The 24464-nt window shown below is 61.1% G+C and carries 27 protein-coding genes and 1 pseudogene; 16 read left to right on the top strand and 12 right to left on the bottom strand.

The window, feature by feature from the left end:
- Window positions 1-115 precede the first annotated feature (115 nt).
- Window positions 116-1174 (bottom strand): MBL fold metallo-hydrolase, encoded by a 1059-nt coding sequence (locus GIW48_RS18750; protein ID WP_236462822.1) that lies wholly within the window; start codon window positions 1172-1174, stop codon window positions 116-118.
- Between the two features lie 140 nt (window positions 1175-1314).
- On the opposite strand from GIW48_RS18750, the gene GIW48_RS18745 reads away from it, so the two are divergent.
- The 5 genes and pseudogenes from GIW48_RS18745 to GIW48_RS18730 all read left to right on the top strand — a co-directional run bounded on the left by GIW48_RS18745 (window position 1315) and on the right by GIW48_RS18730 (window position 5368).
- Window positions 1315-1941 (top strand): TetR/AcrR family transcriptional regulator, encoded by a 627-nt coding sequence (locus tag GIW48_RS18745; protein WP_099550477.1) that lies wholly within the window; start codon window positions 1315-1317, stop codon window positions 1939-1941.
- 190 nt (window positions 1942-2131) lie between these two features.
- Window positions 2132-3190 carry a diguanylate cyclase gene (locus tag GIW48_RS18740; protein WP_017137872.1) on the top strand — a complete coding sequence of 353 codons (1059 nt, stop codon included), beginning with the start codon at window positions 2132-2134 and terminating at the stop codon, window positions 3188-3190.
- Window positions 3191-3414: 224 nt separating this feature from the next.
- A pseudogene (locus GIW48_RS29965) lies at window positions 3415-4224 on the top strand (PAS domain-containing protein); the annotation flags it as partial.
- Entirely contained in the window at window positions 4225-4773 is a 549-nt protein-coding gene (locus GIW48_RS29960) for a methyl-accepting chemotaxis protein (RefSeq protein WP_442963558.1), read from the top strand.
- A 76-nt stretch (window positions 4774-4849) separates the two neighbouring features.
- Window positions 4850-5368, top strand: coding sequence for a DUF1003 domain-containing protein (locus GIW48_RS18730; RefSeq protein ID WP_099550475.1), 519 nt, complete (start codon window positions 4850-4852; stop codon window positions 5366-5368).
- A 204-nt stretch (window positions 5369-5572) separates the two neighbouring features.
- Here GIW48_RS18730 and GIW48_RS18725 read toward each other — a convergent pair whose 3' ends face one another.
- On the bottom strand, window positions 5573-6451 hold the full coding sequence (locus GIW48_RS18725) for a LysR family transcriptional regulator (RefSeq protein WP_236462581.1): 879 nt from the start codon (window positions 6449-6451) through the stop codon (window positions 5573-5575).
- A gap of 80 nt (window positions 6452-6531) precedes the next feature.
- On the opposite strand from GIW48_RS18725, the gene GIW48_RS18720 reads away from it, so the two are divergent.
- Entirely contained in the window at window positions 6532-7239 is a 708-nt protein-coding gene (locus tag GIW48_RS18720) for a CTP synthase C-terminal region-related (seleno)protein (RefSeq protein WP_236462577.1), read from the top strand.
- On the top strand, window positions 7236-7556 hold the full coding sequence (locus tag GIW48_RS18715) for an antibiotic biosynthesis monooxygenase family protein (RefSeq protein WP_236490676.1): 321 nt from the start codon (window positions 7236-7238) through the stop codon (window positions 7554-7556). Before GIW48_RS18720 ends, GIW48_RS18715 begins: the two co-directional genes overlap by 4 nt.
- A 206-nt stretch (window positions 7557-7762) precedes the next feature.
- Here the strand turns inward: GIW48_RS18715 and GIW48_RS18710 are convergent, their stop codons facing one another.
- Entirely contained in the window at window positions 7763-8086 is a 324-nt protein-coding gene (locus GIW48_RS18710) for a DUF2025 family protein (RefSeq protein ID WP_017137878.1), read from the bottom strand.
- Between the two features lie 232 nt (window positions 8087-8318).
- On the opposite strand from GIW48_RS18710, the gene GIW48_RS18705 reads away from it, so the two are divergent.
- From GIW48_RS18705 to GIW48_RS18690, 4 genes are all read left to right on the top strand, one after another.
- On the top strand, window positions 8319-9446 hold the full coding sequence (locus GIW48_RS18705; protein ID WP_017137879.1) for a glycerophosphodiester phosphodiesterase: 1128 nt from the start codon (window positions 8319-8321) through the stop codon (window positions 9444-9446).
- A 96-nt stretch (window positions 9447-9542) separates the two neighbouring features.
- Window positions 9543-9848 carry a PepSY domain-containing protein gene (locus GIW48_RS18700; RefSeq protein ID WP_017137880.1) on the top strand — a complete coding sequence of 102 codons (306 nt, stop codon included), beginning with the start codon at window positions 9543-9545 and terminating at the stop codon, window positions 9846-9848.
- A gap of 227 nt (window positions 9849-10075) precedes the next feature.
- Window positions 10076-11098 (top strand): transporter, encoded by a 1023-nt coding sequence (locus GIW48_RS18695; protein WP_017137881.1) that lies wholly within the window; start codon window positions 10076-10078, stop codon window positions 11096-11098.
- Window positions 11099-11567: 469 nt separating this feature from the next.
- Window positions 11568-13184 carry an inorganic phosphate transporter gene (locus GIW48_RS18690; RefSeq protein ID WP_017137882.1) on the top strand — a complete coding sequence of 539 codons (1617 nt, stop codon included), beginning with the start codon at window positions 11568-11570 and terminating at the stop codon, window positions 13182-13184.
- A 123-nt stretch (window positions 13185-13307) separates the two neighbouring features.
- Here GIW48_RS18690 and GIW48_RS18685 read toward each other — a convergent pair whose 3' ends face one another.
- The 3 genes from GIW48_RS18685 to GIW48_RS18675 form a co-directional block, all read right to left on the bottom strand.
- Window positions 13308-14282, bottom strand: a complete 975-nt coding sequence (locus GIW48_RS18685; protein WP_236462574.1) for a biotin-dependent carboxyltransferase family protein — start codon at window positions 14280-14282, stop codon at window positions 13308-13310.
- Window positions 14279-15157: a 5-oxoprolinase subunit B family protein gene (locus GIW48_RS18680; protein WP_236462570.1), complete on the bottom strand. Its 879-nt coding sequence runs from the start codon at window positions 15155-15157 to the stop codon at window positions 14279-14281. The genes GIW48_RS18685 and GIW48_RS18680 overlap by 4 nt, the downstream gene beginning before the upstream one ends.
- 70 nt (window positions 15158-15227) lie before the next feature.
- On the bottom strand, window positions 15228-15986 hold the full coding sequence (locus GIW48_RS18675) for a 5-oxoprolinase subunit PxpA (RefSeq protein ID WP_017137885.1): 759 nt from the start codon (window positions 15984-15986) through the stop codon (window positions 15228-15230).
- Window positions 15987-16208: 222 nt separating this feature from the next.
- Between GIW48_RS18675 and GIW48_RS18670 the strand changes: the two genes are divergently transcribed.
- Entirely contained in the window at window positions 16209-17126 is a 918-nt protein-coding gene (locus tag GIW48_RS18670) for a LysR family transcriptional regulator (protein WP_017137886.1), read from the top strand.
- Here GIW48_RS18670 and GIW48_RS18665 read toward each other — a convergent pair.
- A complete protein-coding gene (locus GIW48_RS18665) occupies window positions 17123-18019 on the bottom strand; it encodes a LysR family transcriptional regulator (RefSeq protein ID WP_236462567.1) in 897 nt (298 codons plus the stop codon). The genes GIW48_RS18670 and GIW48_RS18665 overlap by 4 nt on opposite strands.
- Window positions 18020-18125: 106 nt before the next feature.
- On the opposite strand from GIW48_RS18665, the gene GIW48_RS18660 reads away from it, so the two are divergent.
- On the top strand, window positions 18126-18884 hold the full coding sequence (locus GIW48_RS18660) for an SDR family NAD(P)-dependent oxidoreductase (RefSeq protein WP_236462564.1): 759 nt from the start codon (window positions 18126-18128) through the stop codon (window positions 18882-18884).
- 50 nt (window positions 18885-18934) lie between these two features.
- Window positions 18935-19840, top strand: coding sequence for a LysR family transcriptional regulator (locus GIW48_RS18655; RefSeq protein WP_236462561.1), 906 nt, complete (start codon window positions 18935-18937; stop codon window positions 19838-19840).
- Here the strand turns inward: GIW48_RS18655 and GIW48_RS18650 are convergent.
- Window positions 19827-20267 (bottom strand): multidrug/biocide efflux PACE transporter, encoded by a 441-nt coding sequence (locus GIW48_RS18650; protein ID WP_177033286.1) that lies wholly within the window; start codon window positions 20265-20267, stop codon window positions 19827-19829. The two genes, GIW48_RS18655 and GIW48_RS18650, sit on opposite strands and share 14 nt — an antisense overlap.
- Before the next feature lie 88 nt (window positions 20268-20355).
- On the opposite strand from GIW48_RS18650, the gene GIW48_RS18645 reads away from it, so the two are divergent.
- The gene (locus GIW48_RS18645; RefSeq protein ID WP_099550467.1) at window positions 20356-21210 is read left to right on the top strand and encodes a LysR family transcriptional regulator; all 855 of its coding nucleotides are present in this window, start codon (window positions 20356-20358) and stop codon (window positions 21208-21210) included.
- A gap of 123 nt (window positions 21211-21333) precedes the next feature.
- Here the strand turns inward: GIW48_RS18645 and GIW48_RS18640 are convergent, their stop codons facing one another.
- The 4 genes from GIW48_RS18640 to GIW48_RS18625 are packed head-to-tail and all read right to left on the bottom strand — an operon-like array spanning window position 21334 to window position 23872.
- Window positions 21334-22557, bottom strand: coding sequence for an RNA polymerase sigma factor (locus tag GIW48_RS18640; RefSeq protein WP_236472964.1), 1224 nt, complete (start codon window positions 22555-22557; stop codon window positions 21334-21336).
- Complete coding sequence (locus GIW48_RS18635) at window positions 22554-23030, bottom strand: SRPBCC family protein (protein ID WP_017135435.1); 477 nt, start codon at window positions 23028-23030, stop codon at window positions 22554-22556. Before GIW48_RS18635 ends, GIW48_RS18640 begins: the two co-directional genes overlap by 4 nt.
- A gap of 35 nt (window positions 23031-23065) precedes the next feature.
- Window positions 23066-23410, bottom strand: coding sequence for a YciI family protein (locus GIW48_RS18630; protein WP_017135434.1), 345 nt, complete (start codon window positions 23408-23410; stop codon window positions 23066-23068).
- Window positions 23411-23452: 42 nt separating this feature from the next.
- A complete protein-coding gene (locus tag GIW48_RS18625) occupies window positions 23453-23872 on the bottom strand; it encodes a YybH family protein (RefSeq protein ID WP_099550465.1) in 420 nt (139 codons plus the stop codon).
- Window positions 23873-24020: 148 nt separating this feature from the next.
- Here GIW48_RS18625 and GIW48_RS18620 point away from each other — a divergent pair.
- Window positions 24021-24464, top strand: a 444-nt coding sequence (locus GIW48_RS18620; protein WP_236472965.1) for a GNAT family N-acetyltransferase, incomplete at its 3' end; no start/stop codon positions are given.

The following is a 24464-nucleotide window of genomic DNA, read 5'->3' as shown; positions in this document are numbered from 1 at the left end:
TTTTCCATCAAAACCCGACCTCCGACAATTGATTGCGCGGGATCATCGCACTCTCATCTGGCGTTTGTCGCAGTCCTGAAACACCCTGAAAATCCTTTTTCCAGGCGGCAACGTTTCAACCCGCTGCGTGTTCTTTTACACCTTGATTTTCCACCTCCAGCCACCACGCATGCCCGCGCTCCGGCTGGCTAAGGCTGAACGCCTGCCCCATCGCCGGCGTGGTAATCGCCACGTTGCGCTCCCAGGCCAGGGCCATGATGCGGTCAAACGGTTCGTGCCAGGCGTGGAAGGCCAGGTCGAAAGTGCCGTTGTGGATCGGTAGCAGCCAACGGCCATTGAGGTCGATGTGTGCTTGCAGGGTTTGCTCAGGCTGCATATGCACATGGGGCCAGTCGACGTTGTAAGCACCTGTTTCCATCAGCGTCAGATCAAACGGGCCGTATTGTTCACCGATGCGTGTGAAGCCGTCGAAATAACCGGTGTCGCCGCTGAAAAAGATCCGCCGCGCGCCGTCGATCATCACCCAGGAACACCACAAGGTCTGGTTGCCATCAAACAGGCCACGCCCGGAAAAATGCTGGGCCGGTGTGGCGATAAACCGGATGCCCTCGACTTCGGTGCCTGCCCACCAATCCAGTTGCCGGACTTTGCTGGCATCCACACCCCACTTGACCAGCGTGTCGCCCACGCCCAGCGGCGCAAGAAAATAGCGGGTCTTGTCGGCCAGTTGGATCACCGCGTTGCGGTCAAGATGGTCGTAGTGATTGTGGGAAAGAATCACCGCTTCCAGAGGTGGTAACTCTTCAAGGCTGATCGGCGGCTGATGAAAGCGCTTTGGCCCAGCCCAACTGAAAGGCGAGGCACGTTCGGCAAATACCGGGTCAGTGACCCAGAACTTGCCGCGCATTTTCAGCAGCACAGTGGAATGCCCCAGGCGAAACACACTGTGATCGGGTGCTGCCAACAACTGCTCACGCGTCAGCGGTTGCACCGGGATCTTGCCTACCGGGCGTGTGCTGCGTGGTTTGTTGAACAGCATGTTCCAGAAAATGCGCAAGGTTTTGCCAAAACCACCCTGCTGCACTGGAGCATCGTTGCTGAATTGCCCTGGCGTATGCTCGGCAGCCTTTGGCGCAGCCGGCGCGGGGTCGAGACGGGTTGAAATCGTGGCCATTGCAGAGTGACTCCGGGGTCGGCTCATAAAAGACACTGCGAAGACTAACTACACTGCACAGTGTAGTTTCTAGATTGCAACAAAACCCTGAGCAAGTAAACTACCGAGTGTAATTTCCTTTTAGAGCCTTAGAGCCGACCATGACTGCACCTCTGCGCCTCACCGATCGTAAACGCGAAGCCATTGTGGCTGCCGCTATTACCGAGTTTCGCGCGAATGGATTCGAGGTCACCAGCATGGACAAAATCGCCGCCACCGCCAGCGTTTCCAAGCGCACGGTGTACAACCACTTCCCCAGCAAGGAAGAGTTGTTTGCCGAAATCCTCCACCAGTTGTGGGCCAGCAGCGTTGCCCAACTGGACGTGAGCTACGCCAGCGACCGCCCGCTGCGCGAGCAATTGCGCGGGCTACTGGAGGCCAAGATGCTGATGATGTCGGACGCCAACTTCCTCGACCTGGCCCGTGTCGCGATTGCCGCCACCATCCATTCGCCGGAACGCGCACAAGACATGGTCAACCGCCTGAGCAAGCGCGAAGAAGGCTTCACCCAGTGGGTGCGCGCCGCGCAGGAAGACGGCCGGCTGTCCTGCACCGACCCCGCCTTCGCCGCCCACCAGATACAAAGCCTGCTCAAGGCATTCGCGTTCTGGCCGCAGATCACCCTGGGCCAACCTGTGCTCGACGCCGCCTGCCAGGCCAGCGTGATCGAGTCAGCCATCGACCTGTTCCTGGCCGGTTACGAAGTGCGCACACCAAGGCCGCAGTAAACCCTGTTACAGACGCGACATTCCAGGTCGCTTTTGGCGTATTCCCACGCTGTGCTGCGCAAATGGCCTGGAAGGACACTGATTATTCCCACGCGAATAACTGACAATATTCACCGTTAATATCCGATCAACGGTTCTACCCGCTGACGCACGTTGTCGTACCCGCAAAACAGAGCTGACCCGGAACACTATGGAAAACAGACGAGGCAAAGGGCTTTCATTTGCCAGACGTATCTACAAGCCAAGGATCATCGGCCTGGGTATCGGTTGTATCAGTGTGGCCGGCGCCCTTTACCCCCTGGCGATGCCGGGCTGGGTGTGGGCGTTCCTGCTGTTCAATGGCTATGCCTGGGCGCATGTGGCGTATCAACTCTCGACCCGTTCGCAGTTTCCCTATCAGGCTGAACAGCGCAACCTGCTCTATGACTCGTTGTTCGGTGGTTTCTGGGCCGCCGCCACCCAGTTCACGCCCCTGACGGCCGTGACCGTGCTGTCGATGATGACCATGAACAATGTCGCGGCCGGCGGCAAACGCCTGTTTCTGCGCGGGCTGCTGGCGCAAGCGGCAGGTACCGCGGTGGCGTGGGGTTTGTTCGGGGTCAAGTTCAACCCCAATGTCAGCCTCAGCCAGGTCTACACCTGCCTGCCGATGCTGACGCTCTACCCGATGGCCATCGGTATGGTCTGCTACCAACTGGCGATCAAGCTCTCGGAACACAAACGCGCCCTCAGCGCCCTGAGCCGTATCGACAGCCTCACCGGCCTGCTCAACCATGGCTCGTGGAAAGACCTGTTGAACCTCAAGTTCCATAAGTGCCAGCAGCAAAGCAGCCACGCCACTATCGCGCTGATCGACATCGACCACTTCAAGCAGATCAATGACACCTACGGCCATATCGTCGGTGATGCGGTGTTGCGCCAACTCAGCCAAGAGTTGCGCCTGCACCTGCGGGAAAACGACTTGGCCGGCCGCTATGGCGGCGATGAGTTCTGTGTGATTTTGCCGCAAATGCCGCTGGAAGAAGCCGCAAAAGTCATGGAACGCATGCGCGAAACATTCGGCAACTATCGTAATGCCCAGATCCCGGAGTTGCGCGTGAGCCTGAGCATTGGCCTGGCCGACTTCCAGCCACTGTTCAGCGATGCCGCGATGTGGCTCAACGCGGCGGACCGTGCGCTGTACACAGCCAAGGAAACCGGGCGTAACCGGGTGAATGTCAGCGATTACGTGGTCGCCCATTCCGCTTGAGTTGTCCGATAACACCTCGTCTGAATCTTCCGCCCGCGCCTCGCAGCGATAGCATAATGCCGCCACTGGTCGCCTGCCCAAAAATGGTCCTGCCCTAACGGCGAACTTCTTGGCAGGCTGATCACTCTGAACCCCTTGTTCCGCCCCCTCTGTCAGCACCAGGAAGCTGACAATGAGCAAGTCAACCGTAAGGCCCAGGGCCATACGGGGTCAGGCGCCTATTCATGGATACCTCTGACGCGTGCTTCCCCGAGCCCTCGAACATGCTATTTAACGCCCATAAAAAAACCATCAGTACCCTGCAATACACCAATGCCCAGCAGGCCAGCCTTCTCGACGCGATTGAGCGCTCCATGGCCGTTATCGAGTTTGACCTGCAAGGCAGCGTGCTGCGTGCCAATGACAACTTCCTCAAGACCATGGGCTACCGCGCCGAGCAGATCCTGGGCCAGTCACACCGGATGTTCTGCACACCCGCGTTCGCCCGCAGCGCCGAGTACAACCAGTTGTGGACGAACTTGCGCAATGGCCACTTCCAGTCCGGCACCTTTGAGCGGCTGGCCGGCAATGGCCAGTCAGTATGGTTGGAAGCGAGCTATAACCCGGTGCGCGATGACACGGGCCAAGTGATCAAAGTGGTGAAGTACGCCATGGATGTCACCCCGCGCCTGCAGGCCGAAAGCGAAGCCAACGCCAAGCTGGGCGCCATCGACCGTGCCATGGCAGTGATCGAATTCAACCTCGACGGCACCATCATCACCGCCAATGACAATTTTCTGCAGCGCATGGGCTACAGCCTGGCGCAGATCCAGGGCAAACATCACCGCATGTTCTGCACACCGGAGCTGGCCAACAGCGCGGCGTATACCGAGTTCTGGAAACGCTTGAACCAGGGCGAACTGTTCAACGGCCAGTTCGAGCGCGTTGATAAACACGGCCAGACCCTGTGGCTCGAAGCCAACTACAACCCGGTGTACGACGCCAGCGGGCGCCTGTGCAAAGTGGTCAAGTTCGCCTCTGACGTCACCGCCAGGGTGCAACAGCACGCAGCCGACGCCGCCAGCGCGGCCCAGGCTTACCATATTTCCCTGAATACCCGGGATGTGGCCGAAAAAGGCGCCGACGTGATTCAGCAAACCGCCAGTGGCATGCGCGAAATCGCCGCCGACATCGACACCTCCTCGCAACTGATCGCCAAGCTGGGTGAGCGTTCGCAGCAGATCACCGCCATCGTCAACACCATTCGCGGGATCGCCGACCAGACCAACCTGCTAGCCCTCAACGCCGCCATCGAGGCGGCACGCGCGGGTGAGCAAGGCCGTGGTTTTGCCGTGGTGGCTGACGAGGTGCGGCAACTGGCAGCCCGCACCAGCGGCTCGACGGCGGAAATCTCCAGCATGATCGCGATGATCCAGGACGAGACCCGCCAAGCCATCGAGAGCATGGACAGCACCCGCGACCGCGCGGCGCTGGGGGTCGACCTGGCGAACCGCGCAGGCACGGTGATCCTGCAGATTCGCGAAGGCACCACCGAGGCGGTGCAAGCGGTGAGCGCGTTCGCCAACGAGCGCGGCAACACCTGACCGGTTCTTCATGTGTGTGTCGGGGGGCGCGGTCTATAGTGCTAGCTTGTCTTAACGCTTAGGATTCGAGCCCGCCATGACCCCCGACAAGCCAGACGCCGTACCTGTCGATCACCTGCGCTTCCACCGCGGCCACGCCCATCTGGCGCCGACCTTTGGCAACGACACCTTTGCCCTCAAGGCCGAAGCCTTCGCACGCTTCTTTGGCACGCCGACCTTTCTCGGCGCGCAAACCGCGATCGTGGTGGTGTGGGTGGTGCTCAACATCACCGGCGTCACGCATTTTGACGTGTACCCGTTCATCCTGCTCAACCTGGCGTTCAGCCTGCAGTCGGCTTACGCCGCGCCGCTGATCCTGCTGGCCCAGACACGCCAGGCCGCCCGCGACAAAGCCCAGTCCGACGCCGATGCGCAACACCGCGAAGCCCTGGCCATTGCCAATACCGAACGCCAGGCCCAGGCCGCGCAAACCACCAAACAGTTACTGGAATTGCTGGAGCAGAACACCCGGCTGACGGAAATGACCAAGCAACTGACCGAGCGTATCGAGACGTTGACGTGCGAAATGCATGAGCAGTTTGTGCGAAAACCCTGAGACGTTTACCCAGAGGAACTCTCCTGGGGCTGGCAAGCGGGCTTGTTGTGGCGAGCGGGCTTGCCCCGCGTTGGGCTGCGCAGCAGCCCCAGTAAAGTCGATGCGGTACTTAAAGCAAAAACCGCGGCGTCTGGTTTTGGGGCCGCTGCGCGCCCCAACGCGGGGCAAGCCCGCTCGCCACAACAAGCCCGTTCGCCACAATGCTCAAGGCAGCCGAATATGCCGCCCCAACTCATCAAACAAGGTCACCACCGAGCGCAGTGCCCGGCAGTCCGGGCGTGTCAGCAGCCATAGCGCCGTATCACGCCCCGCCAGCGCGGGGCCGAGTGGTTGCAAACCGTCCTCCAACAGAAAGTCCGGCAGCGCCGCCACGCCCAGCCCTGCGCGTACCAGTTCGGCCACGGATAACATGCTGTTACAGCGATAACTGGGACGCACACCCGGTAGGTGCTCACGCCGCCAGGCCACGGTGGAGTGATCGGGCAAAAAGTCATCCGGCGCGATCCACGCCAGCTCGGACAACTCACGCCCCTGGTTTTGGCGGGCATAACCGGCGCTGGCACACACCTGATAGGCCACGGTGCCCAGTCGGCGGCCAACCAGATGCTCCGGCGGCGTCTTGGTCAGGCGCAGCGCAATGTCCGCGTCGCGGCGGCTGAGGTTGGCAAAATCATTGGACGTGCTCAACTCCAGGATCAACGCCGGGTAGGCCGGCATGAACTGCGCCAGCGCCGGTAGCAGCAACCCCTGTAGCACCGAGTCGGTGCAGGTCAGGCGCACGGTGCCGCTGATTACTTCACCACCCTGCTCCACCCCGATGCGCGCCGCTTCCAGCGCTTGCTCGGCCTGTTCGGCCTGCTGCGCCAGGTGGCTGGCCAAACTGGTGGGTAGGTAGCCGGCACGGCTCTTTTCGAACAGGGTCTGGCCCAGGGCCGCCTCCAGCCGTCGCACGGCACGGAACACCGTGGACACATCCACCCGCAGCAGCGCCGCCGCCCGCGCCAAGGTGCCGCCACGCACCAGCGCGAGAATCAGCGACAGGTCCGGGTAATCGAGCTGATAGTGCGTGGCTGCATTGAGCATGTGGGCAAACGCCAATTTTGATTGCGTGAGCGCCAATCTATAGTTCGCCCCAGGACACCACAAGCCATGGGACGTACACGATGAAAACCACCACCCTGCACCTCGCCCTGATCGGTGATTACAACCCCGACGTAACGGCCCACCAGGCCATCCCCGTGGCGCTGCAACAGGCTGCCGGCGCCTTGGGCCTGAACGTGCAGTTGCACTGGCTGGAGACCGACTCGATCACCCCGGCCACCGAACTGCATGCCTTCGACGGCTTCTGGTGCGTGCCCGCCAGCCCCTACCGTGATGCCGACGGCGCACTGCGGGCGATTCGTTTTGCCCGCGAGCAAAAACGCCCATTCCTGGGCACCTGCGGTGGTTTTCAACACGCGGTCATCGAATATGCCCGCAACGTGCTGGGCTGGGCGGATGCGGAGCATGGCGAACTGGCACCCGAGGCCAGGCGCGCGGTTATCACGCCGCTTGCGTGTTCCCTGGTCGAAGCCACCGGCAGCATCCGCCTGGTGCCCTACACGCGTATCGCCGAGGCTTACGCCAGCCTGGAAACGGAGGAAGGCTACCGTTGCAGCTACGGCATCAACCCCGAGTTCGCCCAGGCATTACTCGAGGGCGACCTGATCCCCAGTGGCCACGATTCGGCGGGCGATCTGCGTGCCGTCGAACTGCTGGGCCATCCGTTTTTCGTCGCCACCCTGTTTCAGCCCGAACGCGCGGCACTTAGAGGAATTACGCCGCCACTGGCGGTTGCCCTGCTCAAAGCCTGCCAGGCGCAATCGGTATGATCGCCACCACACCCCCCCCGCCCCATTACGCCGTGATTTTCAGCTCGTTGCGTACCGAAGGCGATCAAGGTTATAGCCAGGCCGCCAACCGTATGTTGGAACTGGCGCGCGGACAACCGGGGTTTCTGGGTGTTGAGTCGGCGCGGGAAGACGGCTTGGGCATCACCGTTTCCTACTGGGAAAGCGAAGCGGCGATTTTGGCCTGGAAGCAACAAACCGAACACAGCCAAGTGCGCGAGCAAGGCCGCGCCAGTTGGTATTCGGCGTTTCACACCCGCGTGTGCAAGGTCGAGCGGGCTTACACCTTCGAGCGTTGAAACACAGCCTCAAGCCCCCTGCAAAAACCTGTGGGAGCTGGCTTGCCTGCGATAGCATCAACTCTGTGTGCCTGATACACCAAGGTGTCTGCATCGCAGGCAAGCCAGCTCCCACAATTAGACCGAAGTGTCTCAGGACAATGGTGATCGAGCAGGTGGCCGCCTTAGCGAGCAAGCCCCACAGGTTGCTCTCCACTTGACTGGACCTAGCTCACCAAACTGCGCAACGCACTGATCTGCGGGATCTCCACCCGGCGCATATACACGCGCAACGGCTCGGTGATGTTGATACGGTCATCGATATTCTGGTCCAGCAGCAACTGCAGGCGCTCGCGCGACAGGGTCATGGTGTGGTCGGCGGCCGGCAGCCAGACAAATTCGGCAGTGGGGATGATGCCGTCATCGGCCACGTCCATGCCGAAGGCGTCTTCGCTGAAACGCACGATGTAGTAGCCGGTTTTACGGTTCAGGCCGACAAAACCCTGGAGTTGGTCGGCGGCCTGGCAGATAAGCTCGGAAGTGATGCGCATGGTAAACCTCACTGAAAAGTCCCACAGGGACTGGAAAGATGGTTTACACGCGTGGCAGAAATTACTGCCCTCTAACGGGGCAGCTTTGGCCAAGAATACTGCAACACAGCACAAAAAAACCCACAAAAATGCCTCGTGAGTACCTTAATGTCGGTTTGGTGATAGCGCCTTTCGCAATCAATTGTTAAAAAGGACGCCTTCTCAAAGTTACCTCCACGAAAGGACTTCGCATATGCCTGTCACGTTTACCAAGAGCGCCCTGCTGCTCGCTCTGATGCTCGGCCTTGGTCAGGCACAGGCTGCCGACCCGATCAGCCCGGCTGAATTGGCGACAAACGAAGGCATTCCGTACCCGGCTGTCATTGCTCACCGTGGCGCATCCTACGACGCCCCCGAATCCACCGCGGCGTCCTACAAGCTCGCCCGCGACCTGGGTGCCGACTACCTGGAAATGGACCTGCAGCGCAGTAAAGACGGCGTACTGTTCGCCCTGCACGACAACAACCTGCAACGCACCACCGACGTGGCCACCAAGTTCCCCGAGCGCAAAGACGCCCCGGCCAACGAGTTCACCTGGGCCGAACTGCGCACCCTGGACGCCGGCAGCTGGTTCAACGCCGCTTACCCGGACCGTGCCCGCCCGGCGTTTGTTGGCCTGAAAATCCAGAGCCTGGACGAGATCATCAAGATCGCCGAAGGCAACCCGCAGCACAAACCAGGCCTGTACATCGAGACCAAGGAGCCCAAGCAGTTCCCGGGCATCGAAGCCGACCTGAAAAACAAGCTGCTTGATAAAGGCTGGTTGAGCTCCGCCGGTTCCAAGCTGGGCAAGAGCAACACCGGCGTGGGCCAGGGCAAAGGCCGCGTGGTGCTGCAGACGTTTGAAAAAGACAGCTTGAAAGAGCTGCAGAAAGAAATGCCCAACACCCCGAAAATCCTGCTGTTGTGGGTTGGCCCAGGCAGCATCGAGCCTAAATCGGCACAAACCTTCGCTGAGTCCGGCGAAACCACCAAGGCCGCCTACTACGCCAAGCAAGAGCCAAAAGACGCCGCCGAGTTCGAAAAGTGGGTGGACGAAGCCAAGAGCCTCGGCGCCATCGGCACCGGCCCTTCGGCCGAGCTGACCAACCACGGCGACCAGAGCTACACCGACCTGGTGAAGCCTGAGATGAACAAGCTGACCCACGACAAAGGCCTGCTGGTGCACGTCTACACCGTCGATGAGCCCGTGGACTTCGAAAAAGTCATGAAAGCCGGCGTTGACGGCATCTTCACCAACCGCGCCGCCGAACTGCTGAAGTTCTACAAGCGCTGGCCTTCGTCGAGCGTGCAGGACCTGCTCAAGGACAACGGCTACTGAGTAATTGGTGGGTGTCATTGCGCCATTAAGGATGAATTAAGTTGCGCTGGTTAATCTGGCGCCACTTAAACAGCTCACCGAAAAAGGACACACACCATGAAAACCCTGACCGCCCTGTTCGCCGCCACCGCCTTGACCCTGACTGCCGGGTTGGCCCAGGCGGATGTTCGCCCGGACCACATTGAAGGTTTGCTCAAGTCCGGCGCCGTGATGCCGTTCGAAAAACTCAACGCCGCCGCCGTGGCCAAACACGCCGGTGCCAGCATCACTGACACCGAGCTGGACCACAAAAACGGTGTATTGGTATACGAAGTTGACTTGACCGACACCGCCGGCAAACGGTTTGAAGTGAAGCTCGACGCCAAGACCGGCGCCGTGCTGGAAGACAAACTGGACACCTGAGTCATCGTTTAAAAAACCGCGCCACGTTTAAAGTGGCGCGGTTTTTTTATGCCTGCTCGCCAGCCATCACGGAGGGTTGATCAAATTACACCGACAAAGCGCAGGCCTGCGCCTGGAAACCCGCTGAGCGAGTTTTCAAACTGTCACAAAATCGTCATCCCGCCTTGCAATGATTCGCCCACGCGAACCTGTGAAACGTCCTACAGGCGCTTTCTCTGCGAGCCTCCATGAACCACAGCATCGACCACAGCCACCAGGATCCCGATCTGTTTGGCTTGCTTTACGGTTTTCGTTTTCGGCCCGGTGAAAAGGGCGAGCAAATTGATTCAGCGACCGCGCTGGCCGCGTTAAAAGCGCCGCAAGACCCGGAAGAATTCCTGTGGCTGCACCTGAACCTGGCCCACGCCGCCTGCGAGCGCTGGATGCAGGCCAACCTGTCATTGCCCGACGAGTTTTTCGAAGCCCTGCACGAAGGCTCGCGCTCCACGCGTATCGAACACGTCGACTCGGCCTTGCTCGCAGTGGTCAACGACGTGGTGTTCAACTTCAGCAGCATGGTTTCGTCGGATATCTCCACGCTGTGGGTCTGCGCCCGCAGCCGTTTGCTGGTGAGTGCGCGCCTGCAACCGCTGCACTCGGTGGATAAATTGCGCTCGTCGGTGAAGGCCGGTGAACGCTTTCGTTCGCCACTGGAACTGCTGGTGCATCTGTTGCGCGACCAGGGTGAGGTGCTCACGCAGATCGTGCGTAAGACCAGTATCAGCGTCGACCATATCGAAGACCAGTTACTGTCCTCGCGCCTGTCCACCAACCGCGCCGAACTGGGTGCCGCACGCCGGGTGCTGGTGCGCCTGCAACGTCTGCTGGCACTGGAGCCGGGCTCGCTCCTGCGCCTGCTCAACCGCCCGCCGCAGTGGCTGCAAAAGGAAGACGTGAAGGAGTTGCGCAAATCCACCGAGGAGTTTGCGCTGATCATCAACGACCTCACGGCCCTGGGCGAACGCATCAAGCTGTTGCAGGAAGAAATCGCCGCGAACCTCAACGAACAAAGCAACCGCACGCTGTTTACCCTCACCGTGGTGACGGTGCTGGCGCTGCCGATCAATATCATCGCCGGTTTTTTTGGCATGAACGTGGGCGGCGTGCCGCTTTCCACCGACCCGGAAGGGTTCTGGATCCTGGTGGCGCTGGTGGCGACGTTTACCCTGATTGCCGGGCGCTGGGCGTTCCGTAAGCGCAAAGACTATTGAATTGCAATACAGTCAAATTGTGGGAGCTGGCTTGCCTGCGATGGCTATCTACCAGCCAACTGTTCATTGCCTGATGCACCGCTATCGCAGCCTTTTGAAGGCCGCCACATTCTCCTGTGGCGAGCAGGCTTGTCCTGCGTTGGGCTGCGAAGCGGCCCCAAACCCAAACACTGAGTACTTTCAGGAAAATTGCGGTGCCCTTACTGGGGCCGCTCCGCAGCCCAACGCAGGACAAGCCTGCTCGCCACAACAACCCACCTGCCACAGACTTCGTGTTAACCGGTTGTGTAGATGCCTATGGCTATCGCAGGCAAGCCAGCTCCCACATTGATTGCACTCTGACATTAGCCTTCTGGTGTTTTATAGATCAGCGGTAGGCTCAATTCCTTAAACACTGACCTACCGCAGCATCTCTGTAACATTCTGCAATGATCATCAAGACCATCCTCCCCACACTGGATGCTCCGGCATGGCCACCCCTTCCCTGACCGCTTCCAACACCGCCACACACGCAGACCCCAAACCCCGGCTGGATACAAAACCCGGCCTGCTCACGGTGATCATTTTCTTCGCCGTGCTCGCCATGGGCTTGTTGTTTACCGCCTACAGCCTGATGCACGACATGACCGAACTGGGCACCGTGGTCACCACCTGGACGCCGTTCCTGCTGCTGGGCGTGGCGCTGTTGATTGCCCTGGGCTTTGAGTTCGTCAATGGTTTCCACGACACCGCCAACGCCGTGGCGACGGTGATCTACACCAACTCGTTGCCGCCGCACTTTGCGGTGGTATGGTCGGGCTTTTTCAACTTCCTCGGCGTGCTGCTGTCCAGCGGCGCGGTGGCGTTCGGCATCATCGCCTTGCTGCCGGTCGAGCTGATTTTGCAGGTCGGTTCCTCGGCCGGCTTCGCCATGATCTTTGCGCTGCTGATCGCGGCGATCCTGTGGAACCTCGGCACCTGGTGGCTGGGCTTGCCAGCCTCGTCATCGCACACCCTGATCGGCTCGATCATCGGCGTCGGCGTCGCCAACGCCCTGATGCACGGCCGTGATGGCACCAGCGGTGTGGATTGGAGCCAAGCCACCAAGATCGGTTATGCCCTGCTGCTGTCGCCGCTGATCGGTTTTGCGTTTGCCGCCCTGCTGTTGCTGGCGCTGCGCGCCTTTGTCAAAAACCGCTCGCTGTACAAGGCCCCCAAGGGCGACACCCCGCCGCCATGGTGGATTCGCGGTGCGTTGATCGCCACCTGCACCGGTGTGTCGTTCGCCCACGGCTCCAACGACGGGCAAAAAGGCATGGGCCTGATCATGCTGATCCTGGTGGGGACGCTGCCGATGGCGTACGCGCTGAACCGCACCATGCCGGCCGAGCAGTCCTTGCAGTTTGCTGCGGTGGCTGAAGTGACCCAAGTGGCACTGGTGAAAAGCGCACCACAAGTATTACCGGGCGACCCACGGCCGATTCTCTCGACCTATGTGCGCACCAAGGAAGCCACCCCGGAACTGGTGCCGGCCCTCGCCGCCCTCGCCGGCCAGATTGGTGACGAAGTAAAAGGCTACGGCTCCCTGGCCAAAGTCCCCGCTGAAGCCGTCGGCAACGTGCGCAACGACATGTACCTGACCAGTGAAACCATTCGCTTGATGGACAAGGGCAAGGTCGGCAACTTCGACGCCGACACCCAAGGCAAGCTGAAACTGTTCAAAGACCAGATCGACGCGTCCACACGCTTTATCCCGCTGTGGGTGAAGATCGCCGTGGCCATCGCGCTCGGGCTGGGCACCATGGTCGGCTGGAAGCGCATCGTGGTCACGGTGGGCGAGAAGATCGGCAAGACCCACCTGACTTACGCCCAAGGCGCTTCGGCCGAGACAGTGGCAATGCTGACCATCGGTGCCGCGGATATGTTCGGGCTACCGGTGTCGACGACCCATGTGTTGTCGTCGGGTGTGGCAGGCACCATGGTGGCCAATGGCGGTGGCTTGCAGATGAAGACCATCCGCAATCTGCTGATGGCCTGGGTGCTGACGTTGCCGGCGGCGATTTTGCTGTCGGGCAGCCTGTACTGGCTGTTCACCAAGCTGTTCTGACCTCGGTGGGAGCTGGCTTGCCTGCGATGGCATCACCTCGGTTCAACTGACAGACCGAGGCGCTTGCATCGCAGGCAAGCCAGCTCCCACACAAACCTGTTCCCACATGGGTTTTAGGGTGTGTCAGTGATTGAACAATCCAGCCATGGCCTTCAAGCGCTTTTTGTAGATCCGCCGCGCCTCCAGTGCTTCCTCCAGTGTCACCGCCACAAACCCCGCCCGCTGGTTCGGCTGCATCTGCCCGATCAAGTCGAGGTCGGCACTGATCACTGTGCCGATCATCGCGTAGCCGCCACCCGACACCGCATCGCGGTGCAGCACAATCGGCTCCAACCCCGCCGGCACCTGGATCGAACCGATCGGGTAGCAACTGTCGACGATATTCGAGGGGTCCGAGCCAGCACCAAACGGTTGTTCGCGTGGTTGAAAACTCAAGGCGCTGCCGCCCTTGAAGCGATAGCCGATGCGATCCGCCTCGGAGCCCACCGTCCACGGCTCAGCAAAAAAACTGCTTTTTGCCGCATCCGTCAGGCGCTCGTAATACAGCCCTGGCACCACGCGCAGGGTCACGTCGCCACCGACCGAACGGCGCAAGGCCATCGGTAAGCTATTGCCCGAGCGGCCTGTTCCGCTGGCCTCGCCGATCGGCAGTTCATTGCCTTCCTGCAAGCGTCGCCCTTCAAACCCACCGAGCGCACCAAGGGTGTACGTCGAGCGGCTGCCGAGCACCCGCGGCACGTCGATGCCACCGGCCACCGCCAGATACGTGCGCGCGCCAGCCTTGGGAAACTCAAAGCGCAGCACTTGCCCGGCGCGGACCTGAAAGGCGGTGTCTTGATGCACCACTTCGCCGTCCAGACGCGGCGACATCAGCGCACCACTGAGCGCCACCAATGCGTCCTGGCGAAACTCCAGTTCAGGGCCGATCAGTGTGCACTCCAGGCCCGCCGCACCGGCTGGGTTGCCGACCAAATGGTTGGCCGCACTCAATGCGTACTGGTCCAGAGCGCCCGAAGGCGGAATGCCCAAGTGGTAATAACCTTCACGGCCAAGGTCTTGCACAGAAGTGGCGAGGCCGGGTTTGAGGACCTTGATCATGCCAGCGCCTCCTGCAGGGTTTTCGGGTAGCCGATGGGGTCGGCGAGAAACGCATCCAGGGAAAATTCCACCGGGCGGATACGCAAATCAAAACGCCCAGCCTCCACTTCGGCCACCGCCAAATCGTAGGCGTCGCGGTCCATCGGTTTGAACTGCACGATGTCACCCGGGCGGAAAAACACCATGTGTTCCTTGAGGTACGCCAACTGCTGCGTCGGGTCGTAGATCGGCGCCGGGGTTACGCCAAACATCTGGTAACCACCCGCGCCGCGCACTGAGTAAATGCAACCGAAACAGCCGCCATGGCCGAGGGTCAGTTTGGGCGTGTCGGTGCGCGGACGCAGGTACTTGGGCACCTGCAATTGCCGCTCGCGCTCGACCATCTGGAACATGAACGGCAAGCCCGCAACAAACCCGACCATCGACACAAACCACGGCGCGCCACTGTGGGCGGCGATAAACGCGTCCACATCGGCCAGGCCGTTGATGCGTGCGGCGTACTCCAGGTCGGTGCCGCTGGGGTCTTGGTGGCGGTCGCGAAAGCGCATCAGGGTTTCGTGGGTCCAGGGGTCGTTGTAGAGCACCGGGATTTCGATGACGCGCGTGTGCAAGGTGCGCTCGGCCACGGCCTGGGCTTCGGCGCTTTGCACGGCGTCGAGCAGCACATGCGGCGCGATACGGTCGGGGTCGAAACGAATCTGGAACGATGCATTGGCCAGGCACACATCCAGCACGCCCTCCAACGCCAGGCGCTCCACGGCGCGGGTCACGGCCATGCCTGTGAAAAAGGCCTCCAGGGACATGCTGTCGCTGACCTCGGCAAACAGGTGTTCATCACCGCCGAAGCTGTAGCGGATGGGGGTGGTTTCAGCCATGTCTGTTCCTCTTGGAATCATTGTAGAAAGGCAGGCAAAAAGTGCTGTTGCGATATTTTTATTGGGGTGCTTATTGAGGTGATCTGACTTCAATCCCGGCCTGATCCAGGGCTTCGCGGGTGGCTTCCACCAGTTCCAGCGCGCCGGGCGTGTCGCTGTGCAGGCAGATGGAGTCGAATTCGATCAACAGGTCTTCGCCTTCTACGGTTCGCACCCGGCCAGTCTGACAAGCACGCAGGACGCGCGCCGCAACGGTTGCAGGGTCCAGTGCACGCACATTGCGGGTAAACACAATGGACCCGCTTAAATCGTACTCACGGTCGGCGTAAAACTCGCGCACCACCGGTTGCCCCAGTTCCTTGGCCACGCGCCAGATCACCGAGTTGGGCATGCAATACAGCAACAGCGTCGGCTCGATGATTTGCAGGTTCTGCACCAGCAGCCGCGCCGCTTCTTCGTCGCGGGCCAGGTGCATATAAAGCGCGCCGTGGGGCTTGATATGTTGCAATGTCAAACCTTGGGCACGCGCGATTTCGCGCAGCGCGCCGAGTTGGTAGAGGATGTCATCCACCAGTTCCTGGGCCGGTGCGTTGATGTGCCGACGGCCGAACCCCACCAAGTCACGAAAGCCCGGATGCGCGCCGATGCCCACACCCAGTTGCTTGGCGCGTTCGACGGTGCGGCGCATGGTGCCGGGGTCGCCGGCGTGGAAGCCGGTGGCGATATTGGCCGAGCTGATGTAGGCCATCAGGTCAAAGTCGACGCCATCGCCGATGGTCCAGGGGCCGAAGCCTTCGCCCATGTCCGAATTGAAATCCACTGCCTGCATCGAGGTCGCTCCGCCAAAAGAAGATGACTGAAAGTAGGCTGGGGCTTGACCCCTTGGGAAGATCTATTATCAGATGACCCATCTTCTGAAAATCAGATACCCAAAGATCGTTCCCACGCTCCGCGTGGGAATGCAGCCCAGGACGCTCCGCGTCCCAAAGCGTGACGCAGAGCGTCACAAGAGGCGTTACCACGCAGAGCGTGGGAACGATCGGAGAAAGCCATGTCCCTGACCTTGCGCCAAGTGCGCTACTTCGTCGCCACCGCCGAAATCGGCCAGATTTCCCAGGCCGCCATTCACCTGAACATCTCCCAGTCGGCGGTGACCACCGCGATCAAGGAACTGGAGGCGATGCTCGGCGTGCAGTTGTTCGTGCGCTCGGCCCAGGGCATGAACCTCACGGACGCCGGGCGGCATTTTCTCAACCGCGCCTATGTGATCGTGCGCAGCGTGGACGACGCCCTCAACAGCCCACTGCCCGACTACCGCGCCAGCGGCGTATTGCGGGTAGCGGCCAGCTACACAGTGTTGGGTTACTTCCTGCCGCATCACTTGCAACGCATGCAACACTGGCACCCGGACGTGACCATCGACGTCTTCGAGCAGGAGCGCCAGGCCATTGAACATGGCCTGCTCGACGGCCAGTTCGACATGGCCGTGGTGCTCACCGCCAACCTGACTCACGCGGATATCGTCTCGGAAATCCTGTTCAACTCCGAACGCCGCCTGTGGCTGCCCAGCCATCACCCGTTGTGCGAGCGCGGTGCCGTGAGCCTGGCGGATGTGGCGCAAGAGCCTTACATCCTGCTGACCGTCGACGAAGCTGAGCACAGTGCCATGCGCTACTGGGAACAGGCCGGGCAAACGCCCAACGTGCGGCTGCGCACCAGTTCGGTGGAGGCGGTGCGCAGCATGGTTGCCAATGGCAGCGGCGTGGCGATTTTGTCGGATCTGGTGCACCGGCCGTGGTCGCTGGAAGGCAAGCGCATCGAAACCCTGACCGTCACCGACCCCGTCACGCCCATGAGCGTCGGCCTGGCCTGGCACCGCGAGCGCGCGTTTACCCCGGCGATGCAAGCGTTCCGCGATTACTTCCACGACGCCTTCCTGGCACCGCAACAGTTGTCGGCTCGGCGTTAAATACGCGCCTGCAAGGTAGCGGCCAGCCACTCCATGAACACCCGCACCCGCAACGGCAAATGCCGCTGGCCGGCGTAGAGCATGGAGACGTCCAGCGGCGGTGCGAGGTAGTCCGCCAACACCGAAACCAACTCGCCACTGGCCAATAAATCGCGAATGCCGAGCAGCGGCACCTGGATAATCCCCAAGCCGCCAAGACAGGCCGCCTGGTAGGCATCGGTGCTGCTGACGGTCACGCGCCCGGCCATGGCCACGCGCTGCACCTTGTTACCCAGCAGGTATTCAAACCCGGCCGAGCGCGCACCGAGCGGGCGCACGTAGTGCACCAGTTGATGCTGCGCCAGATCGGCAATGGTTTCGGGCACGCCATAACGTTGCAGGTACGCGGGGCTTACGCAGTTGACCATCGGCATGCTGCACACCTTGCGCGCAACCACGCTTTGATCGGGTTGCGCGCCCACGCGCACCACGCAATCAAAGCCTTCAGCAATCACGTCGACCTGGCGATCCGAACTGCTGATTTCCATCTCCACCAACGGGTGGCGCGCCATGAACGAGGGCAGCTGCGGCATCACCAGGCCGCGCGCCATGGCGTTGGGCATATCCACCCGAATGCGCCCGGCCAATTGCGCTTCATCCTGGCGAAACAGGCCTTCGAGCTCTTCCATGTGCGCGAGCAAATCCTTGCTGCGCTCATACAACACGCGGCCGTCCTGGGTGGCTTGCACGGTGCGCGTGGTGCGCTGCAACAGGCGCGCACCCAGCAATGCTTCCAGCGCCTGCACGTGCTCGGACACGGTGGAGCGTGGCAGGCCCAGGCTCTCGCCGGCCTGGGTGAAACTCGACAGCTCGGTGACGCGCACGAAGGTGCGCAGTAGCTCAAGTTTGTTCATGGGATTGTTCGCCTTATCCGGCCAGTGATTCCGATATCAGCCTGTTTATCACGTTATAGGCGGACAAATACACTCAGTCCCACTGATCACCCATGAGGACTACCGCATGACTCGTAAAATCGCACTCATCACCGGCGCCAGCCGTGGCCTTGGCAAAAGCGCCGCTTTGCACCTTGCCGCACAAGGCGTGGATATCATCGGCACCTACCACAGCGCCGCCACTGAGGCCCAAGCGGTGGTGGCACAGGTTGAAGCGCTGGGCGGCCGCGCCGCCATGCTGCAACTGGACGTCAGCCAGAGCGGCAGCTTCGATGCTTTTGTCGGGCAAATCGCTACGGTGCTCAAAGACGTTTTCGCCCAGCAAAATTTTAATTTCCTGATCAACAACGCGGGCATCGGCGCTCACGCCAGCTTTGCCGAAACCACCGAAGAGCAGTTCGACAAACTGGTGGCCATTCACTTCAAGGCGCCGTTTTTCCTCACCCAAAAACTGCTGCCGCTGATCAGCGATGGCGGGCGCATCATCAACATCTCCAGCGGCCTGGCGCGGTTCAGCCTGCCGGGCTACGCGGCCTACGCGTCGATGAAAGGCGCCGTGGAAGTGCTGTCGCGTTATCAGGCCAAAGAACTCGGCCCGCGTGGCATCACCGTCAACACCCTGGCACCCGGCGCGATTGCCACCGACTTCAGCGGCGGCGCAGTGCGCGATAACCCACAGGTGAATGCGATGGTGGCCGACAACACCGCCCTGGGCCGTGCCGGTTTGCCGGACGATATTGGCGGTGCAATTTCGATTCTGCTGGCCGATGGCAGCAACTGGATCACCGGCCAGCGCATCGAAGCCTCGGGCGGCATGTTTCTGTAAGCATTCTGCGCTAGCATCAATGCCTTCAGATCACTGACGGGCAATCACCGATGAGTTTTGATCCAGGCTTGGCCGGCGGCATGGGCGTATTGGCCGCCGTAGTCGACAGCGGCAGCTTTGCCCGCGCCGCCAACAGCCTGGAGATGACGCCTTCGGGGGTCAGCCGGGCGATTTCCCGCCTGGAAAAACGCCTCGGCATTCGCCTGTTCGACCGCACCACCCGCTCGGTGCAATTGACCGACGAAGGGCGACGTTTCTACCAGCAAATCGCCCCGCTGTTGGCCGGGCTGGAGGAGGCCGCCCATTCGGCGGCCGACAGCGCCCTCACCGTGCGCGGGCGTTTGCGGGTGAACATCGACCCGTATTTTTCGCGGCTGGTACTTGGCCCTGTACTCGGCGACTTCATGCGCCAATACCCGCAACTGCAACTCGACCTGCACACCCGTGACCAACTCGGCGACCTGGTGGCCGACGGCTTTGACTTGGCCATTCGCTTCGGCATCCCACAGTCCTCCTCGCTGATCGCCCGCAAACTGATGGAAGTGCGCGTGCTCACCGTGGCCTCTCCCACTTACCTTGAACAATACGGCCGACCAGCGATTCCGCAAGACCTGGAAACCGGGCACATGTGCCTGGATTTTCGCGACTCGCAAACCGGTCGCCCGTTTGCCTGGGAATTCCACCGGCCCGGCGAGCAAGTGATTGTGCGCACCAGCGGCCGCTTGGTGGTCAACGACGCCAGCACCTTATACAGCGTGTGTGAACACGGGCATGCCGTGGCGCAGATGCTCGACCTCGGCCTGGACTCGGCGATCCAGGCCGGCAGCCTGGTGGAGCTGTTCCCCGACTGGCCGGACGAGCGTTTCCCGTTGTACGCCTATTACCCGTCGCGGCACTTGCCCGCCGCCAAGGTGCGGGCATTTCTGGAGTTTGTCGCTTCGCTCAAGCTTGGCTAGGCAGCCGTTGCTGTACGATTTTTTCCCGCAGCACGTCATAACCCCAGTGGTACACATAGGTGTACGGCAGGAAGAACAACAGCACGCCGATGTCGAGGATGAAGGCTTCCAGCAGGCTGATCTTCATCAACGCGGCAATCAACGGCACCGCCAGGATGATCAGGCCGCCTTCGAACAACAGCGCATGCACCACGCGGGTCCAGCCGCCGCTGGTCAATTGCAGGCGGGCTTTGAGGCGGTCGAACAGGCTGTTGAAAATGACGTTCCAGCTCAGTGCCAACAGGCTGATGCCCAGGGTCACCGCGCCCATTTCCAGGGCCGGCCGGCCGGTGATCCAGACCAGCAGCGGCGTACAGATCAATAAGGCCAGCCCTTCAAAACCAATGGCCTGGCAAACACGTTCAGTAATCGACTTGGTAGGGTTCACGACCCGGCTCCTTGAGTGACGATGGTTGCCATGATTACCCTTTGACTCGATACTTCATAACTAATAACCATCGATATAGGCGATAGTCATGGCCTCCAATGAAGTGCTGCAGGCGTTTGTGCAGGCGGCTACCCAAGGCTCGTTTTCGGCGGCGGCGCGCAAGCTGGGTAAAAGCCAGTCCACCGTCAGCGCGGCGGTGGCGAGCCTGGAGATTGATCTGGATGTGGTGCTGTTTGATCGCAGCAGCCGCAAGCCGACGCTTACGCCAGCCGGCCATGTGTTATTGCAACGCGCCGAGCAGGTGCTGGAGGCCAGCAGCCGCCTGGAGTTGGCGGCGAGCCAGTTGTCACAGGGTTTGGAACCCAAGCTGACCATCGCCATGTCCGATACTTACCAGTCCGACCGGTTTGAAATCGCCCTCAAGGCCTTCGAACAGCGCCACCCGGACCTTGAGCTGGAATGCCTGATCGCCGAATGCGAAGACCTGATCGCCCTGGTGCAAAGCGGCCGGGCGCAGATTGCGTTTATCGAAAAACAAGACACTTACCCGCCCGACCTGACCGGCGCGCCGGTCGAAGAACGTACCGAAATTGCCCTGTTCGCGGCGCCCACGCACCCCTTGGCCAAGCTGAAGAACATCCCGGCGCAGACCTTGCAGCAACACCGCGAATTGCGCCTGGCCAGCATCATCAACCCGACTGAAACCCGCCCCAGCGGGCGGGTGTGGTCAGCGCCCAGTTACTTGATGTTGATGGAGATGGCACAGCTGGGGTTTGGCTGGGCACCGATTCCGCGCTGGTTGGTGGAGCGTTTTGGTGGCGACCACTTGGTCGAACTCAAGGCCCGTAGTTGGCCACGTTCGGTGGCGGTGGATGCGCTCTGGTCAAGGCACCACCCACCGGGGCCGGCGGGGAGTTGGTTGCTGGGCAAGATGCTGGAGTGATCCTGTCCAGACACTGAGGTTCCAGGTGGGAGCTGGCTTGCCTGCGATGGCGGTGAGCCAGTCTAGAATTTGGCGGCTGACACACCGCTATCGCAGGCAAGCCAGCTCCCACAGTTTTGATTTTCACTGTATGGGAAGTTTGAGTTCGGCGAGGCGGCGTTCGAGGAAGCGTTTTTCTGGGGTTTGCTGGGTGAGTGAGAGGGCTTTTTCATAGGCTTCCCGCGCGTCTTCAACCCGCCCCAACTGCCGACAAAACTCCCCGCGCGCCGAATGCGCCAAGTGATAATCGCGCAACTCCCCACGCTGCAAAATGCCCTCCACCAACTGCAACCCCGCCAACGGCCCCTGCCCCATCGCCACCGCCACAGCGCGGTTCAGCTCGATCACCGGCGACGGCACTGCGCGCAGCAACACGTCGTAAAGCCCGACAATCTGCAGCCAGTCCGTGTCCTCTGCCTGGGGCGCTTCGGCATGCACTGCCGCAATTGCCGCTTGCAGGCAATACGGGCCAAAACGCCGTGTGTTCAACGCCTGCTCCACCAGTGCGCAGCCTTCAGCAATCAAGGAGGCGTCCCACACTGCGCGATTCTGTTCATGCAATAACACCAACTCACCGTCGGCCGAGGTGCGCGTTGCTCGGCGCGACTCATGCAGCAGCATCAGCGCCAGCAAGCCCATGACCTCCGGCTCTGGCAGCAACTCCAGCAGCAAACGCCCCAAACGAATGGCTTCGCGGGTCAGGTCTTCGCGGGTGAGGTCGGCGCCCATGGACGCCGAATAGCCTTCGTTGAACACCAGGTAAACCACGCGCAGCACGCTGTCCAGACGCTCGGGCAACGCGTCCAGGGTTGGCACCTGGTAGGGGATTTTTGCTTCGCGGATCTTGCCCTTGGCGCGCACGATGCGCTGGGCGATGGTGGTGGGCGTGGCCAGAAAGGCGCGGGCGATTTCTTCGGTGGTGAGGTCGCAGATCTCACGCAAGGTCAGCGCCGCCTGGGCGTCGGGTGCCAACGCCGGGTGGCAGCAGGTGAAGATCAGGCGCAGGCGGTCGTCTTCCACGTCTTCCTCACTCCAGTCAGCCGCTTCCAGCGCGTCGGCCTGCTCCTGCAGTAACGGGGTAAAACGTGCCTGTCGGCGCAGGCGGTCGATGGCTTTGAAGCGGCCGGTGGAGACCAGCCAGGCCCGTGGGTTATCCGGCACGCCGTCTTGCGGCCAGCGCTGCAGCGCAATAAAAAACGCCTCGTGCAGCGCCTCTTCAGCCATGTCGAAATCACCCAGCAGGCGAATCAGCGTCGCCAGTACGCGGCGTGATTCGCTGCGGTAAATCGCCTCGACCTGCGGGGTCAATCGGGCATGCCCTGGGTCACCAAAGCCACCAGGCGGTCGAGGCTCTGGCCCCAGCCGTCATGGAAACCCATGGCTTCGTGGGCCTGCTTGTCAGCTTCGCTCCAATGCATGGCGCGGGCGGTGTACTGGGTCTTGCCGTCGACGGCTTCGAAGGTCACTTCGGCGGTCATGAACGGCTTGCCCGACGGTACCCAGCCCGGCGCAAAGGCATCGGTAAACACCAGCCGGTTCGGCGCCTTGATTTCCAGGAATACGCCGGAGGTCGGGTATTCGGCGCCATCCGGCGCGCGCATCAAGGTACGAAACAGACCACCGACCCACAGGTTCATTTCGCACTCCGGCGTGGTCATGCCGTGTGGCCCCCACCATTGCTGTAACAGCTCGGGCGTGGTCCAGGCGCGAAACACCTTGCTTGGCGGTGCGTCGATCAAACGGCTGATGGACAGTTCAAATTCAGCGGGTTGGGTATTCATGGGTAAACCTCCTTAAAATCTTGTGGTTGTTGTGTTCAGAGATTCAATTCACGCACGGGGCGCACTTCCACACTGCCGACCCGGGCTGCCGGTATGCCGCCCGCCACCTGGATCGCTTCGTTCAGGTCTTTGGCCTCGATCAGGTAAAACCCGGCGAGCTGTTCCTTGGTTTCGGCAAACGGCCCGTCGGTGATCGACAGCTTGCCATTGCGCATGCGCACGGTGGTGGCGGTGCTCACCGACTCCAACGGCTCGGCGGCGAGCATTCGGCCGCTGGCCTGGATGGCCTCGGCGTAGGCAAAACACTCCGGGTCCGCCGGGCTGTCGGGCGAGGTGTGCAACACCTCTTCGTTGCTGTAGATCAGGCAGAGGTATTTCATGGCGGTCTCCGTTTTCGGACTACTGACTATAGTTCGTGGCGGTCAAGGTTTCAGGTCGAACAATGCCGTGCCGCTTTCCATGTCGAAGGGCGCCGACCAGTGCTCATGCACCACCTTCCACTGCCCGTTGATGCGCTGGTAGCCGGCAGTCACGCGCATCCAGCACGCCTTCACCACGCCATCCGGCCCGGCGCCGCCGCAGTGGGCCAGCCAGTGGGCAAACGCGCTGTCGGGCGCCTCAACGATATGCAGCTCATGAAATTCGAAAATGCCCGGGCCAGGGCAATGCTTCATGCATTCATCCCAATGGGCGCGGTAGGCGGCCTTGCCCTTGAATTGCAGCGCAGTGACGGCGTCGAACGAGACGATATCGTCGGCGTAATAGCTGACAATTTTGTCGATATCACGATCAAGTACGGCTTGTTTCCATTGCTCGATCAGGGTGGTGATTGCAGTGCTCATGGCGATACTCCTGGGGGTTGGAAAATCACAAAGGACACTCCTGGTCGAATGGCCTTGAATGAAATCGACACGCCACTGAAAAATAATTTCGCCTACGCCAAACCCGCTAGAATCCACGCCTCTTTGTAGGATTTCGGATGCGCCCCCGATGGAAACCCGCCTCGTCGCCTATGAGACGCTGAGCCTTGTGCAAAAACAGCAGCTCGACACCCTGCAAGTGCACCCCGAGCAACTGGCATATTCCGGCGATATCTACTGCGCGCTCAACAGCCTGCTGGTCAACCCCAAGCCCGGCGCAATCAAAGGCTTTGCACTACTGGCCGACGAAATGCCCGTGGCCTTCCTGCTGCTCAAACGCCCACCCTGCCTGCCCCATTGGGCCGATGAACACAGCGCCACGCTGCACGCGTTACAGGTGGACCGGCACCAGCAAGGGCGCGGGTTTGGCAAAGCGTGTTTGCAGGCATTGCCGGCGGCGGCCCTGCAGGCGTGGCCGCAGATCAAGGCGCTGGAGTTGTCGGTGGACACGGACAATGTGGCGGCGATGGGGTTGTATCTGGCGGCTGGGTGGGTGGACAGCGGGGAGGCGTAT

It is taken from the genome of Pseudomonas sp. PA-6-3C (genome assembly GCF_021605825.1).
Classification (GTDB): Bacteria; Pseudomonadota; Gammaproteobacteria; order Pseudomonadales; family Pseudomonadaceae; genus Aquipseudomonas; species Aquipseudomonas edaphica.
This window is presented reverse-complemented; position numbering and strand designations above follow the sequence as displayed.

Excerpts from the sequence above, each read along its gene's own strand:
- GIW48_RS18750 (WP_236462822.1), bottom strand. The coding sequence starts at position 1,174 with ATGGCCACGATTTCAACCCGTCTCGACCCCGCGCCGGCTGCGCCAAAG.
- GIW48_RS18745 (WP_099550477.1), top strand. The coding sequence starts at position 1,315 with ATGACTGCACCTCTGCGCCTCACCGATCGTAAACGCGAAGCCATTGTG.
- GIW48_RS18740 (WP_017137872.1), top strand. The coding sequence starts at position 2,132 with ATGGAAAACAGACGAGGCAAAGGGCTTTCATTTGCCAGACGTATCTAC.
- GIW48_RS18730 (WP_099550475.1), top strand. The coding sequence starts at position 4,850 with ATGACCCCCGACAAGCCAGACGCCGTACCTGTCGATCACCTGCGCTTC.
- GIW48_RS18725 (WP_236462581.1), bottom strand. The coding sequence starts at position 6,451 with ATGCTCAATGCAGCCACGCACTATCAGCTCGATTACCCGGACCTGTCG.
- GIW48_RS18720 (WP_236462577.1), top strand. The coding sequence starts at position 6,532 with ATGAAAACCACCACCCTGCACCTCGCCCTGATCGGTGATTACAACCCC.
- GIW48_RS18715 (WP_236490676.1), top strand. The coding sequence starts at position 7,236 with ATGATCGCCACCACACCCCCCCCGCCCCATTACGCCGTGATTTTCAGC.
- GIW48_RS18710 (WP_017137878.1), bottom strand. The coding sequence starts at position 8,086 with ATGCGCATCACTTCCGAGCTTATCTGCCAGGCCGCCGACCAACTCCAG.
- GIW48_RS18705 (WP_017137879.1), top strand. The coding sequence starts at position 8,319 with ATGCCTGTCACGTTTACCAAGAGCGCCCTGCTGCTCGCTCTGATGCTC.
- GIW48_RS18700 (WP_017137880.1), top strand. The coding sequence starts at position 9,543 with ATGAAAACCCTGACCGCCCTGTTCGCCGCCACCGCCTTGACCCTGACT.
- GIW48_RS18695 (WP_017137881.1), top strand. The coding sequence starts at position 10,076 with ATGAACCACAGCATCGACCACAGCCACCAGGATCCCGATCTGTTTGGC.
- GIW48_RS18690 (WP_017137882.1), top strand. The coding sequence starts at position 11,568 with ATGGCCACCCCTTCCCTGACCGCTTCCAACACCGCCACACACGCAGAC.
- GIW48_RS18685 (WP_236462574.1), bottom strand. The coding sequence starts at position 14,282 with ATGATCAAGGTCCTCAAACCCGGCCTCGCCACTTCTGTGCAAGACCTT.
- GIW48_RS18680 (WP_236462570.1), bottom strand. The coding sequence starts at position 15,157 with ATGGCTGAAACCACCCCCATCCGCTACAGCTTCGGCGGTGATGAACAC.
- GIW48_RS18675 (WP_017137885.1), bottom strand. The coding sequence starts at position 15,986 with ATGCAGGCAGTGGATTTCAATTCGGACATGGGCGAAGGCTTCGGCCCC.
- GIW48_RS18670 (WP_017137886.1), top strand. The coding sequence starts at position 16,209 with ATGTCCCTGACCTTGCGCCAAGTGCGCTACTTCGTCGCCACCGCCGAA.
- GIW48_RS18665 (WP_236462567.1), bottom strand. The coding sequence starts at position 18,019 with ATGAACAAACTTGAGCTACTGCGCACCTTCGTGCGCGTCACCGAGCTG.
- GIW48_RS18660 (WP_236462564.1), top strand. The coding sequence starts at position 18,126 with ATGACTCGTAAAATCGCACTCATCACCGGCGCCAGCCGTGGCCTTGGC.
- GIW48_RS18655 (WP_236462561.1), top strand. The coding sequence starts at position 18,935 with ATGAGTTTTGATCCAGGCTTGGCCGGCGGCATGGGCGTATTGGCCGCC.
- GIW48_RS18645 (WP_099550467.1), top strand. The coding sequence starts at position 20,356 with ATGGCCTCCAATGAAGTGCTGCAGGCGTTTGTGCAGGCGGCTACCCAA.
- GIW48_RS18635 (WP_017135435.1), bottom strand. The coding sequence starts at position 23,030 with ATGAATACCCAACCCGCTGAATTTGAACTGTCCATCAGCCGTTTGATC.
- GIW48_RS18630 (WP_017135434.1), bottom strand. The coding sequence starts at position 23,410 with ATGAAATACCTCTGCCTGATCTACAGCAACGAAGAGGTGTTGCACACC.
- GIW48_RS18625 (WP_099550465.1), bottom strand. The coding sequence starts at position 23,872 with ATGAGCACTGCAATCACCACCCTGATCGAGCAATGGAAACAAGCCGTA.